Origin of the sequence: Sphingobacterium sp. FBM7-1, assembly GCF_020687765.1 — a bacterium.
Taxonomy (GTDB): Bacteria; Bacteroidota; Bacteroidia; order Sphingobacteriales; family Sphingobacteriaceae; genus Sphingobacterium.
On record NZ_JAJEWJ010000004.1, the window covers coordinates 275,440 to 288,301 of the forward strand.

A 12,862-nucleotide genomic window follows, 5' to 3' on the forward strand; every position below is an offset into this window, starting at 1 on the left:
GCGATACCGCCTGCCCTGAATAGATTATTTAATCAAATTTAGCCAGGCTTCCGCCATTAGATTCGCCCCGGCCATAGAGGTGTGCACCCCATCCGTTGTCCAATAGCCACCCGAACCACGGCTTGCCGCTTTGTCGAACACCGATTGAAAAGGAAGAAATGTGGCGTTATACTCTTTTGCTATTTCCTTAGCGGCCTCCTGATAGTCCGTAAAAGTTGGATACCAAGCATCCGTAACATGTTTCACATTTCTGACGCCGAATGGTTCGCCGATAATCAGTTTAACTTCTGGAAGTTGCTTTAACGTGGTATCCAGCAGTTGCTGATATTGTTGTTTATACTGTTGCGGTGTATTTTGAGCTCCTCGGTCTACCGTACGCCAAAAATCGTTTACACCGATAAGAATGCTTAATATGTTGGGTCGGAGCTGAAGCGCATCGACATCCCACCGCTTAATAAGATCTGGGACTCTATTCCCACTGATTCCCCGATTATAGACCTGGATATTTTTGTCTGCATATTTATTGAGTAGGGTGGCGGCCGCCATCATCGCATAACCATGTCCGAAAGCACCTGTGTCGTTTGGTTTCAAATTTTCCCGATTGCGTCCCGCATCGGTAATCGAATCCCCCTGAAATAAAATAACATCGTTTTGTTGTATACGTAGTTTGCCACTTTTTGCCAGATTGTCTTCCGTAGCAAATAGCGACTTAGTACCCATTGTCGCTGCTCCTAGCGTGAGGAGGCTTTTCGTTAAGAATTTTCTTCTAGTTTCCATATGATGAAGGTTTACAGAAACCAAGTTAACTTTTTCAGGCGAACTTTTCAAGACCTTCTCTTATTATTCCACAGGCATGTTTTATTTCGTCATCCGATATAGTCAGCGGCGGAGCCACGCGCAAAGCCGTTTCGCAGTGCAAGTACCAATCGATCATAACCCCTTTTTCCGCACAGAAAGTACTCACCTGATATACCTGATCAAACGTTTCGAGCTGCAAACACATCATCAACCCTTTTCCTCTGATTTCTTTTATCTTGGGGTGATCGAGTTCTTTTCGGAATAAGGCAGCTTTAGCATCCACCGTTTCCAGCAATTTTTCGTTTTGGATGACCCTTAACGATGCCAATGCAGCCGCACAACTTACGGGGTGCCCGCCAAAGGTGGTGATGTGCCCAAGCATCGGATTATCTTTAATCACGTCCATAATCTCTTTCCGAGCGACGAATGCACCAAGCGGCATGCCCCCACCGATACCTTTTGCCAACATCAATACGTCCGGTACGATTTCGAAATGCTCAAAAGCGAACATTTTACCCGTCCTTCCGAAGCCGGTCTGTATCTCGTCGAAAATCAAAATAGCGCCCGTCTCGTCACATTTGCGTCTAAGTGCCTGCATAAACTCTACGGTCGGAACCTGTACGCCCGCCTCTCCTTGAATGGTTTCAACGATCACCGCTGCGGTTTGCTCCGAGATAAGCGCTAAACTCGGTATATTATTGAACTCGATAAAATCTATTTCAGGAAGGAGTGGGGCATAGGCTTCGTGATACGCCGGGTTACCAATTAAACTTAAAGCCCCTTGGGTACTTCCATGATAGGCGTTTCGGGCAGCAATAATCTGTCTACGTCCGGTAAACTTCTTCGCGATTTTCATGGAACCCTCCACTGCTTCCGCTCCGCTGTTGGTCAGGTAAACAGACCCAAAAGAGGAGGGAAGCGTTTTTAGTAATTCAGTCGCAAACGCTACCTGCGGAGCTTGTATAAACTCGCCGTATACGGTCACGTGGAGATACTTCTCCAGTTGTTGTTGAATAGCCGCTATTACTTGCGGATGACGGTGTCCAATGTTGCTTACATTAAATCCCGAAACCAGGTCTAAATAACGTTCACCTTTTGGCCCATATAAATAAATCCCTTCCGCTTTAACAATTTCAAATAAACGAGGGGAAGAAGATGTTTGGGCAGTGTTTTTCAGAAAAAGCGCTCTATTGCTGATCATTTTTTAGTAATAAGAAGTCGGAAATGTATAAAACAAAAGTGACGCCGTTACGCGTCACAACTATTAGCGGTTTCTTCGCTGTAGTTCTTTATAGAGCAATTCCCGAAAGTTTTGTTCAACTTCGAAGAACTGAGATGCCCTGGCGGAGCCGATTACCTCCGCGAACTTTTTTCGATATTCCTTTTTGATATCCAATTCTTTGGCATCGTAAGAAAGTATATCTTTTTTTTCCGCGTTATTCGATCTGTTGAAAGTATTTACACCTCTTGGAGAGGCACTTGTACTTTCTCTTTTCTTAGACCGAATCGTCCATATTTCTTTGCTGTATAGATTATATATTGGGAAAAATCGCTGGGCTTCCGCAGGCGTTAAACTAAGCTCTTTCGTAATATAAGCAACCTTTTCGCTTTCAATTGCTGCAAATCGTTTAGAGTCCCGAGGTTGTGCACTCGCAGATACTATGCAGAGCATAACCATACTAATCATAACGAACAAATGTTTTAAACCTAACATTATAAAGCGTAATTTAAATAATCTTCAATATCATTTTCCTGAACGTGTGTACAGATACCATCTGTATGATGCGCGTGATCAATACAATCGATGACATATAGCATATCATCGCTATCGTTCAAGGCCGTTAGGTAATTGACAATTTCCTCATTCGGAATAGTTGCCAATTGCGATTCTGCAAAATGCACCTCAGTTGTATGGTCTTGCGTATAATAAGAACCTATCCCGATTCCTAAAGCGACACAAGCTGCTGCCGCGTAGGGCATCCATTTTTTGAAATTTATGCGGCGTACAGGTGTGCTCCGTTTTTCGCTGCCCACTGTTTGTGCAAGTATCTTATCGCGCAATACCTCCGTATGGCCCTCTGGCACATTAAAGCCGTCAGCAGGGACCCGTGCTTTGAGTTTTTCTTCAAATATCCGTTGTTGCACACGCTCGGATAAACCGTCAAAATAAGCTGCTGGTACGTTGAAAGCTTCACTTTTTTTCGCCTGATCTATTTTCGTCTGCGCTAAAATTTTATCCGAAAGCTTCTCAAAGTATCCCGGCGGAACCCTCCATGCCGCCGGTGCAGCATCTCTATATTTTTCAGTTTTGACGTGAAACGCAATGCGTTCCGTTAAATGAGAAAAGTAATCTTCAGGTACCACAAAAGGATTCACACGTAATGATCCCGGTAGGTTTAAACCATCCATTCCATCGTAATATGTGTTTTCTTCCTTCATAGTCACTTGTTTAGAGTCGAAAAGCCCCGTAGGGTTTAATCGTGTGTTGCAAAAAAGTGTTCTATTTTTTTAACCGCGAGATGATAAGAGGCTTTTAATGCCCCTACGCTTGTACCCACAATCTCCGATATTTCATCGTATTTAAGGTCTTCGAAATATTTCATGTTAAATACCAACCGTTGTTTATCGGGAAGCGTCAACAGCGCCTGTTGCAATTTCATCTGTGCCTGGTCACCATTAAAATAACTTCCGTCTGCCAACGTTTCTGCCAGATAAGCAGAGCTGTCGTCGTCCAACGACAGGCTCTGCTTTTGTTTTTTTCTGTTCAGAAAAGTGATGCATTCGTTTGTAGCTATGCGATAAAGCCAAGTATAAAGCTGGGAATCCTCGCGGAATTTTTCGAGGTTTCGCCATACTTTGATGAATATATCCTGCACGACATCATCTGCATCGTCATGGTCGATAACCATTCGCCGAACGTGCCAATATATTTTCTGTTGGTATTTTTTGAGCAAATCACCAAACGCCTCTTCGCGTGTGCGTTCATCCGCAAATTTTGATATAATTAAGGCGTCTTCCATTTGTTCCCGTTCCCTATTTTCTGGTAATTACTTTTCTTGCCGCTGCTACAATGGAAGCCGCATTAAGTCCATATTTTTCCATTAGTTCTGCCGGTTTGCCCGATTCGCCAAAGCTATCGTTAACAGCGACAAACTCCTGTGGTGTCGGCTTCTTTGTTGCCAAAAGTTGTGCGACGCTATCACCCAAACCACCCAAACGGTTATGCTCTTCCGCCGTGACCACGCATCCTGTTTTGTTGATAGATTTCAAAACAGCTTCCTCGTCCAACGGCTTAATCGTATGGATATTAATGATCTCCGCGTTGATGCCTAGTTTTTCTAATTCCTCTCCTGCTTGGATCGCTTCCCAAACCAAATGTCCGGTAGCAATAATGGTTACGTCTGTACCTTCGTTAAGCATCACTGCTTTCCCAATCTCAAATACTTGATCTGCCGGTGTAAAGTTAGGTACAACCGGACGGCCAAAACGTAGATAGACTGGACCTTCGTAATCCACCAAGGCTAAGGTAGCCGCTTTGGTCTGATTAAAATCGCAAGGATTAATAACGGTCATACCCGGAAGCATCTTCATCAGTCCGATATCTTCTAGAATCTGGTGTGTTGCACCATCTTCACCCAATGTCAATCCCGCATGTGAAGCACAAATTTTTACATTTTTGTTCGAGTAAGCGATAGATTGTCTGATTTGATCGTATACCCGGCCTGTCGAGAAGTTAGCAAACGTTCCTGTAAAAGGAATTTTGCCTCCAATAGTCAAACCCGCTGCAATCCCCATCATATTCGCTTCGGCAATTCCGATCTGGAAAAAGCGCTCGGGAAATTCTTTGATAAAATCGTTCATCTTTAACGATCCGATCAAATCGGCACAAAGTGCCACCACGTTTTCATTCCGTCTTCCTGCTTCTAGTAAACCAGCACCGAAGCCAGAACGCGTATCTTTTGATTCTGTATAAGTGTATTTCTTCATTTTTAGTGTCTCTCCTGTCTAAGATTATTAATAATCTCCCAAAGTTTCTGCATTTTGTGCCAACGCAGCTGCCAGTTGTTCGTCGTTAGGGGCGATACCGTGCCATTTATGTGAGCCCATCATAAAATCAACTCCGTTACCCATTTCGGTATGGAGCAGGATCATGACCGGTTTTCCTTTTCCGGAACGTGATTTCGCTTCGTCTAGTCCTTGGATGATGGAGGCTATATCATTTCCTTTTTCTATTTCCATTACATCCCAGCCAAAAGCTTCCCATTTCGCACGTAGGTTTCCGAGTGATAAAACATCTTCCGTAGCTCCATCAATCTGCGCACCGTTATAGTCGATAGCCGCGATGATGTTGTCCATCTTGTTATGTGGCGCATACATAGCCGCTTCCCATACCTGTCCTTCCTGCAACTCCCCATCACCCATTAACACGTATACCAAACTATTGTCTTTGTTTAACTTTTTCGCTTGTGCGGCACCGATAGCAACCGATAAACCCTGTCCTAAAGAACCCGAAGCAATACGAATACCTGGCAAGCCTTCGTGTGTAGTAGGGTGGCCTTGTAAGCGGGAATCGATTTTTCTAAAGGTCGCCAGCTCACTTACAGGAAAGTATCCCGCATGCGCTAAAGTACTGTAGAAAACGGGAGAAATGTGTCCGTTTGATAAGAAAAATAAATCTTCGCCGACGCCGTCCAAATTAAAAGAAGGGTCATGTTTCATCGCATGAAAATACAACGCTACAAAATAGTCCGTACAACCCAGCGAACCGCCCGGGTGACCCGATTGGCAAGCATGTACCATACGAACGATGTCACGCCTTACTTGTGAAGCGATCTGTTCTAACTTGTTGATATCTGCACTCATTTTTGAAATATAATGTTTCGGTTATTTTGGCTATAAAGTTAATGATTTTTAGCAGAGTAGCTAAAAAAAGCCCAACTAAAAAAGGGAAGATCATACAATCTTCCCTTTTCTGTTTTTTATTTTTGTACTACAGTGCTTCCGCAACGACTTCCTCTACTTCCGGCACCATTCTTTTCAACAAGCCTTCGATACCCGCTTTTAAAGTAATGGTCGACGACGGACAGCCACTACATGATCCGCGTAGTTCTACCGTTACCACACCGTCCTCAAATGAGCGGTATGCGATGGCGCCGCCATCCTGCTCCACAGCCGGACGAACATAGTCGTGCAACACTTGTTGGATTTTTATTTCCACTTCCGTTCCTTCGAAGTCGACATCCTCGGTGTGTTCAATCGGTTTTACCACCAATTCAGACTCCACAGCTCCTTTTACGAAATCTTTTAATAACGGTTCAATATCGGGCCATTCGACACCCTCACTTTTCGTGACGGTCACAAAATTACTCGCAAAAAAGACACCCTCAACAAAATTGAATTTAAACAGTTCTCGAGCAAATTCGGATTCCTGAGCTCTCTCCCGCGTAGGGTAGTCCAAACTACCGTTGATTAATAACTTGTTGACCAAAAACTTCATGGTTGAAGGATTGGGCGTCGTTTCTGTATATACGTTAATTGTTGCCATGTTTCGTGTAAACTATAATAAAAACAAATATACGCCAAAAATGTGCCAAGACCAGTCATCTAGACGTCAAAGCTTAGCGTACAATTCCGGTGTAATTACTTGGAGAAATAGTTTTGATTTCTTGCTTGATCTCTTCGGATACATTTAATCCATCGACGAAGGCCGCTATGGTCTCTTGGGTCACATGGGTGTTGGTTCGGGTTAGATCTTTCAAAGCCTCGTAGGGTTTAGGATAACCTTCTCTACGCAATATCGTTTGGATAGCTTCAGCAACGACCGCCCAGTTATTTTCTAGATCAGTTTGAAGCGCAGGCTCATTCAGAATAAGTTTCCGTAATCCCCTTAAGGTAGATTTAATAGCAATAGTCGTATGAGCAAACGGCACCCCAATATTACGGAGTACCGTCGAATCGGTTAAGTCACGTTGTAATCTCGATATCGGAAGCTTGGCCGCCAAGTGTTCAAACAACGCATTGGCAAGACCTAAATTACCCTCTGCGTTTTCGAAGTCAATCGGGTTAACCTTATGCGGCATGGCTGAGGAACCAATTTGTCCAGCTGTTATTTTCTGCTTGAAATACTCCATGGAAATATACGTCCACATATCGCGGCATAAGTCTATAAGAATATTATTAATACGTTTTAACGCATCGCAACTCGCTGCAAAATTATCATAGTGTTCAATCTGCGTCGTCGTCTGTGAACGGGAGAGGCCCAGGTTATCGTTTACAAATGCATTTCCAAAAGCAACCCAGTCGGTCTCCGGATACGCCACATGATGCGCGTTAAAGTTACCCGTAGCACCACCAAATTTAGCAGATAACGGTATCTGTTGCAACAATTCAAGCTGCTTTTCGATACGTTCAATAAATACCTTAATTTCTTTGCCTAAACGGGTAGGAGAGGCCGGTTGTCCGTGTGTTCTGGCGAGCAAAGGTATATCCTGCCATTCATCCGCAAGTGATTTTAACTCCGCGAGCAGCTCCTGCACATTTGGGAGGTATGAGGTCTCTAAGGCCGCTTTCCAGGAATAAGGAATAGCGGTATTGTTTATATCCTGTGAGGTCAGCCCGAAATGGATAAATTCCAGTGAATCGTGCAGCCCTAATTTTTCGAATTCATTTTTGAGGAAGTATTCTACCGCCTTCACATCATGATTCGTTACTTTTTCGGTATCCTTAATCCATTGCGCGTCTTCAAAAGAAAAGTTTTCATAAATCTGGCGAAGACGATCGTTGAGCGAACCGTCAAAGTGAGCTAACTGTGGAATCCCCGACCCACACAACGCGATAAAGTATTCTACTTCTACCAACACCCGGTATTTAATCAACGCAAATTCCGAGAAATAATTAGCGAGTTCTTTTGTGTTGTTATGGTAACGTCCGTCAATAGGTGATACGGCAGTTAAGGATGATAAGCTCATGGTCATGAAAAATAAAATTAAATTAAATACCTGCCACGCGCGGCAGGGTATCGACAAAAATAAGAAAAACTCGAAAAGAAGTACCCATATAAACAAGAAAACCCACACGATCGTGTGGGTTTTAACTTATTTTTTGATACTGTTCGGATTACTGAACGTTTTCCAAAGAATCAACGATAGAATCACCTTCAGCTCTAACTGAATCCGCTACGTTTTCTAAAGAATCAGCTACTTGCTCAGTTGCGTTTTCGATTCCTTCAGTTAAAGTTTCAGTAGCTTCTTCGTTTTGAGTTTGCTCACCGCCACAAGAAGCGAATGCGATAGTTAACGCTAGACCTAAAAATCCGAATTTGAATAAATTTTTCATTTTTTAATTTTCTATTTTAATTGAAACAAAGTTGTTTATTACATCTTAATACCTGCGTTTATAAAAGGTAACCCATTTTTTAGCAGGAATAGATAAAAAAAGCAATCCTATCCATCCACGGTCCTGTATAAAAGCAGGCGCAAATATAGTAGTGTTTTACTGAAAAACAATAATAAAAAAATATTTTTTCAGTAAAATCAAAAAGCCCGGATGATCGTCCGGGCTTTAGGTATTTATTTGTTTTTATTTCGCTGTTGAGCTTGCTGTTGGCGCATCATCTCTTCCATCTTTTGTTGGAAAGAAGACTTCTTTGCCGCTTTCGGGTTTTTCTTATGTTCTTCTATTTTCGCTAATATTTTATCATCATCGATAAACTGGCGAATGATGAACTGCGTAAGAAATGTCAACACGGCCGATAAGAAATAATAATAGTTCAATCCGGCAGGGAAGCTGTTCAATACGAAGAAGAAAATTAACGGCATAAAATAACCTATATACTTCATTTGGTTATTGGCAGCGGCTCCAGAAGTCGCATTGTTATACCAGGTCGTCAATAAAGTAGTCAGCGTCATGAGTACACACATAAAAGAAATGTGTCCGATTCCGAAAATCGGAGAAAACGTAATTGGCGCATCATATGTCGATAAATCCGTTACCCAAAGGAAGCTCTCTCCCCGTAACTCAAAAAGATTCGGGAAGAAGAAGAAAAACGCAAGCGTAAAAGGCATTTGTAATAAAAGCGGTAGACACCCACCGAGCGGATTTACGCCAGCTTGCTTATATAATTTCATGGTCTCCTGCTGAAGGAGCATCGGATTATCATCCCCCACTTTTTCCTTGATCTCGTCAATCTGCGGCTTCAATACCCGCATTTTTGCCATGGATTGGTAAGATTTGTAGGTCAATGGGAACAATACCCCTTTTAAGAAAAGGGTGAGGATGAGTATAATAATACCGTAGCCCAAATGAAGCCCATCAAGTACGTCAAAAATAGGAACCGTGATAAATTTATTAATCCAGCCCATCGGTCCCCAGCCCATTTTAATGATTTTCTCAAAATCATCACCATGATCTTTTAATACCTTATACTGGTTCGGACCGAAAAAGAAATTAAACGCGTAGTGATTATCTTTCTGCGCGGAGAAGTCTAGATCACCAACCGCTTTATAATGTTTAATTACCCCTTCGTTCGTGTCAAAAGAAACCCCAAGTTCAGCATTGCTAAGTGGTTGGCTTGATGTTATAACCGCAGAAAAGAAATGCTGTTTAAACGCAATCCAGCTAAGCTTCTCTTTGATTTTCTCTTGCTCATCGCTTGTTTCGGATAAGTTGTCCACATCGCCGCTAGTCTCTTTATAGAATATCGTAGACCGTTCTCTTTCTGATTTTGCATTCCGTTCTTTTCTGAGCAAAGTCGTTTCCCAGTTCAGGCCGATGGAACTCGTCTTGATGTCCATAAGATTCTGAATGCCCACGGCTTTCACGTCAAAACCTACATTATAGTCGTTGCCTTTGATCGTGTATGTGTATTCCAAATATTGCGTCTCGCTGTAAGATAACCTAAAGCTAACCGATTGAGCGGATTCGCCGGTCACCGACACATCACCACCTTCAGCTGTGAAGTTCAAATCACTGGTGTTGATGTTTTCTCCATTTGCTTTGAATACGAAACCCAACTTGTTTTGACCTTCGTCAATAATCATGAGCGGACTACCGTCGTAATTCGTTTCGTTCTTAAGCTGGACAGATTTTATTTGTCCACCTTTCGAGCTAATTTTAGCGATAATCAATTCGTTTTCTAACGTCACGATCTGCTCATCGCCCAAGCGCGCAAGCCCAAACGGCTTGTTGGAGATTTCGGCGGTGTCTATAGTCACCTGTGCATTAGTGCTTAGCGAATCAGCTAAAGGAGGAAGGCCTTCTCGCACTCTTTTTAATGAATCCTGGAGCATTTGTTCCTGCTTAAGCTCCTGTTCCGTAGGTTTCATTACATAAAAAGAGCCTGCTAGGATTCCGAAAATCAGCACTAATCCAATGAGGGTATTTCTATCCATTTTTTATTTTTTTATTATTTCAATTGCTCTATTATATCTCTTCCTTAACCTTTTTTGTGGGCAATAGCAGCAGCTACAAAGCTAACAAACAGCGGATGCGGATTAGCAACGGTTGATTTTAGTTCCGGGTGGAATTGCCCCGCAACAAAGAACGGGTGATTTTTTAACTCGACAATCTCCACTAGACCTGTTTCCGGGTTTTTGCCAGAAGCGATCATACCAGCTTCTTCGTATTGTTTTAAGTAAGCATTGTTGAACTCGTAGCGGTGTCTGTGCCGTTCGGATATTTTGCTTTTTCCATAAATGGAATATGCTTTTGTACCTTTCTTAAGTTCACAATTATAAGCTCCTAAACGCATCGTACCGCCCATGTTCGTAACGGATTTTTGTTCCTCCATTAAGTTGATTACCGGATGAGGTGTTTTTTCATCCATTTCAAAGCTATTCGCATTTTTCAGTCCAAGTACATTTCTGCCGAACTCAATGACCGAACATTGCATGCCCAAGCAAATACCAAAGAAGGGTATCTTGTTCTCCCGAACAAACTTAATAGCAGCCAATTTACCATCTAGACCTCGCTCGCCAAAGCCTGGTGCTACCAGTACACCTTCCAGATCTTTCAGCTTTTCTTCTACATTTTCATCGTTAAGACTTTCAGCTGCGATATATTTCACTTTTACTTTCGTTTCATTTATCGCACCAGCGTGGATAAAACCTTCCGTAATTGATTTATAAGCATCCGGAAGCTCGACGTATTTGCCCACTAAGCCTATACATACCTCACGGGTAGGGTTTTTGAGTTTACCCAAGAACGTTTTCCAGCTTTCTAGATCCGGCTCATTCTTATTGGATAATTTCAGTTTTGCTAAAGCCGTTTTATCCAATTGTTCCTTAAGCATATTCAAGGGTACATCATATATGGTAGGCGCATCGATCGATTCCACTACCGCATTGATGTTTACATTACAGAATTGAGCAAGTTTTTTTCGGATCTCCTGAGTAAGTTTATGTTCTGTACGGCACACCAGAATGTCCGGTTGTATACCATACTCCAGTAGCGTTTTGACCGAATGTTGCGTAGGTTTAGTTTTTAACTCCCCCGCAGCCGCTAAATAAGGTACAAGGGTAAGGTGTATCACCAAGGAATCATGGTTGCCCAGTTCCCAGCGCAATTGCCGTACAGCCTCAATAAATGGAAGGGATTCGATGTCACCTACAGTACCACCCAGCTCGGTAATCACGATGTCATACTCTCCGGTTTGCCCTAGGAGTTGCATTCTCCGTTTGATTTCATCCGTAATATGCGGTACAACCTGAACGGTTTTTCCCAGGTAGGCACCCGCACGCTCCTGATCAATCACGTGTTGGTATATTCTTCCAGTCGTAACGTTGTTGGCTTGGGAAGTAGGCACATTTAAGAATCTTTCGTAGTGGCCTAAATCCAGGTCGGTTTCTGCACCATCTTCAGTTACATAACATTCACCATGTTCGTAAGGATTCAATGTTCCCGGATCGATGTTAATGTAGGGATCGAATTTTTGGATGGTCACTTTAAACCCCCGAGCTTGTAGAAGTTTAGCAAGGGATGCTGCAATAATGCCTTTTCCTAACGACGAAGTTACGCCGCCCGTAACGAAGATGTATTTACTCATAGCAATAATGAAAAATTTCAGCTGTTTTTAAGACCTAAATCTGGCGTTAAATCTGCTTTATGTACGGGATACAAAGGTAAGTTTTTTTTAATACTAACCGAAATTAAAGCACAAAAAAAGCCTCATGGTTGTGAGGCTTTTGTATGTTTTTAAACGGAAGTGTGTTACACACGTTTTGCTTTGATACGTGCAGCTTTACCAGTACGGCTACGCAAATAGAATAATTTCGCGCGACGAACTTTACCAACGCTATTGACATCAATTTTTTGGATGTTTGGCGAATTTATAGGGAAAATACGTTCAACACCTACACCGTTAGAGATTTTGCGTACAGTAAAAGTAGCGTTAGAACCTACGCTGTTTAACTGAATAACCACGCCTTGGTACACCTGAACACGCTCTTTATTTCCCTCGCGAATTTTATAATGAACGCTGATGGTATCTCCGGCTTTGAAAGCGGGGACTTCATTTTTCACTACCGCTTGTTCTTCTACAAATTTTACTAAATCCATGATTTCGAGTAATTATTAAACGATTTTTTTATCCTGCAAAAATCGGAATGCAATATTACAGCTTTTATTTTGAATAAAAAAATACTTTTTTAAACCTTTTCGTGCTTTTTTATAATGGATGCAAAAGTAAGAAAAAGATTTTATAGAAAAGCAGACGAATCTATTTTATATAGATATTAATTTTTTGTGACCCCAGACACGGGCCGCAGGGTAGCACTGTAAATATTATTTTGCAATCAATGAGGAGCTTAGCTGATAAACGAAAATAAAGTCTTGACAGTAACAAAATATGCTGTATATTTGTGCCACACAAAAAAGGTGATACCTAATCGGGGTGTAGCGTAGCCCGGTATCGCGCCACATTTGGGATGTGGAGGTCGTAGGTTCGAATCCTGCCACCCCGACAAAAGCCACTGATAATCAGTGGCTTTTTCTTTTTTCGGACACATTTCGGACAAATTATATCTGAATATTGATTATTCAATAACCTAAGCAAAGTTAAGTTAAGCTA

13 protein-coding genes and 1 tRNA gene are annotated in these 12,862 nt (G+C 42.2%); 1 reads left to right on the forward strand and 13 read right to left on the reverse strand.

Going from position 1 to position 12,862, the window contains the following annotated elements; all coding sequences use genetic code 11:
* Positions 1–24: 24 nt before the first annotated feature.
* From LKO28_RS09765 to rplS, 13 genes are all read right to left on the reverse strand, one after another.
* Entirely contained in the window at positions 25–777 is a 753-nt protein-coding gene (locus LKO28_RS09765) for an SGNH/GDSL hydrolase family protein (protein ID WP_227694614.1), read from the reverse strand.
* 34 nt (positions 778–811) lie between these two features.
* Positions 812–1,999: an aspartate aminotransferase family protein gene (locus LKO28_RS09770; protein ID WP_227694615.1), complete on the reverse strand. Its 1,188-nt coding sequence runs from the start codon at positions 1,997–1,999 to the stop codon at positions 812–814.
* Positions 2,000–2,062: 63 nt separating this feature from the next.
* A complete protein-coding gene (locus LKO28_RS09775; RefSeq protein WP_227694616.1) occupies positions 2,063–2,485 on the reverse strand; it encodes a hypothetical protein in 423 nt (140 codons plus the stop codon).
* 26 nt (positions 2,486–2,511) lie between these two features.
* Positions 2,512–3,237 carry a hypothetical protein gene (locus tag LKO28_RS09780; RefSeq protein ID WP_227694617.1) on the reverse strand — a complete coding sequence of 242 codons (726 nt, stop codon included), beginning with the start codon at positions 3,235–3,237 and terminating at the stop codon, positions 2,512–2,514.
* A gap of 35 nt (positions 3,238–3,272) precedes the next feature.
* The gene (locus LKO28_RS09785) at positions 3,273–3,818 is read right to left on the reverse strand and encodes an RNA polymerase sigma factor (RefSeq protein WP_227694618.1); all 546 of its coding nucleotides are present in this window, start codon (positions 3,816–3,818) and stop codon (positions 3,273–3,275) included.
* Between the two features lie 13 nt (positions 3,819–3,831).
* Positions 3,832–4,785, reverse strand: a complete 954-nt coding sequence (locus LKO28_RS09790; RefSeq protein WP_227694619.1) for a transketolase family protein — start codon at positions 4,783–4,785, stop codon at positions 3,832–3,834.
* Between the two features lie 27 nt (positions 4,786–4,812).
* Positions 4,813–5,661, reverse strand: a complete 849-nt coding sequence (locus LKO28_RS09795) for a transketolase (RefSeq protein WP_227694620.1) — start codon at positions 5,659–5,661, stop codon at positions 4,813–4,815.
* Positions 5,662–5,788: 127 nt separating this feature from the next.
* A complete protein-coding gene (locus LKO28_RS09800) occupies positions 5,789–6,343 on the reverse strand; it encodes a NifU family protein (protein ID WP_227694621.1) in 555 nt (184 codons plus the stop codon).
* Positions 6,344–6,416: 73 nt separating this feature from the next.
* The gene (purB, locus tag LKO28_RS09805) at positions 6,417–7,766 is read right to left on the reverse strand and encodes an adenylosuccinate lyase (protein ID WP_227694632.1); all 1,350 of its coding nucleotides are present in this window, start codon (positions 7,764–7,766) and stop codon (positions 6,417–6,419) included.
* A 148-nt stretch (positions 7,767–7,914) separates the two neighbouring features.
* Entirely contained in the window at positions 7,915–8,133 is a 219-nt protein-coding gene (locus LKO28_RS09810; RefSeq protein ID WP_227694622.1) for a hypothetical protein, read from the reverse strand.
* A gap of 233 nt (positions 8,134–8,366) precedes the next feature.
* On the reverse strand, positions 8,367–10,187 hold the full coding sequence (gene yidC, locus LKO28_RS09815; RefSeq protein WP_227694623.1) for a membrane protein insertase YidC: 1,821 nt from the start codon (positions 10,185–10,187) through the stop codon (positions 8,367–8,369).
* Positions 10,188–10,231: 44 nt separating this feature from the next.
* Positions 10,232–11,839, reverse strand: a complete 1,608-nt coding sequence (locus LKO28_RS09820) for a CTP synthase (protein ID WP_227694624.1) — start codon at positions 11,837–11,839, stop codon at positions 10,232–10,234.
* A 164-nt stretch (positions 11,840–12,003) separates the two neighbouring features.
* Positions 12,004–12,351 carry a 50S ribosomal protein L19 gene (gene rplS / locus LKO28_RS09825; RefSeq protein WP_227694625.1) on the reverse strand — a complete coding sequence of 116 codons (348 nt, stop codon included), beginning with the start codon at positions 12,349–12,351 and terminating at the stop codon, positions 12,004–12,006.
* Positions 12,352–12,681: 330 nt separating this feature from the next.
* On the opposite strand from rplS, the gene LKO28_RS09830 reads away from it, so the two are divergent.
* Positions 12,682–12,755, forward strand: a tRNA-Pro gene (locus tag LKO28_RS09830).
* The last annotated feature ends 107 nt before the right edge of the window (positions 12,756–12,862 follow it).

Coding starts and splice junctions, on each gene's coding strand:
- LKO28_RS09765 (WP_227694614.1), bottom strand. CDS start 777: ATGGAAACTAGAAGAAAATTCTTAACGAAAAGCCTCCTCACGCTAGGA.
- yidC (WP_227694623.1), bottom strand. CDS start 10,187: ATGGATAGAAATACCCTCATTGGATTAGTGCTGATTTTCGGAATCCTA.
- LKO28_RS09785 (WP_227694618.1), bottom strand. CDS start 3,818: ATGGAAGACGCCTTAATTATATCAAAATTTGCGGATGAACGCACACGC.
- LKO28_RS09795 (WP_227694620.1), bottom strand. CDS start 5,661: ATGAGTGCAGATATCAACAAGTTAGAACAGATCGCTTCACAAGTAAGG.
- LKO28_RS09780 (WP_227694617.1), bottom strand. CDS start 3,237: ATGAAGGAAGAAAACACATATTACGATGGAATGGATGGTTTAAACCTA.
- LKO28_RS09810 (WP_227694622.1), bottom strand. CDS start 8,133: ATGAAAAATTTATTCAAATTCGGATTTTTAGGTCTAGCGTTAACTATC.
- LKO28_RS09800 (WP_227694621.1), bottom strand. CDS start 6,343: ATGGCAACAATTAACGTATATACAGAAACGACGCCCAATCCTTCAACC.
- purB (WP_227694632.1), bottom strand. CDS start 7,766: ATGAGCTTATCATCCTTAACTGCCGTATCACCTATTGACGGACGTTAC.
- LKO28_RS09820 (WP_227694624.1), bottom strand. CDS start 11,839: ATGAGTAAATACATCTTCGTTACGGGCGGCGTAACTTCGTCGTTAGGA.
- rplS (WP_227694625.1), bottom strand. CDS start 12,351: ATGGATTTAGTAAAATTTGTAGAAGAACAAGCGGTAGTGAAAAATGAA.
- LKO28_RS09770 (WP_227694615.1), bottom strand. CDS start 1,999: ATGATCAGCAATAGAGCGCTTTTTCTGAAAAACACTGCCCAAACATCT.
- LKO28_RS09775 (WP_227694616.1), bottom strand. CDS start 2,485: ATGATTAGTATGGTTATGCTCTGCATAGTATCTGCGAGTGCACAACCT.
- LKO28_RS09790 (WP_227694619.1), bottom strand. CDS start 4,785: ATGAAGAAATACACTTATACAGAATCAAAAGATACGCGTTCTGGCTTC.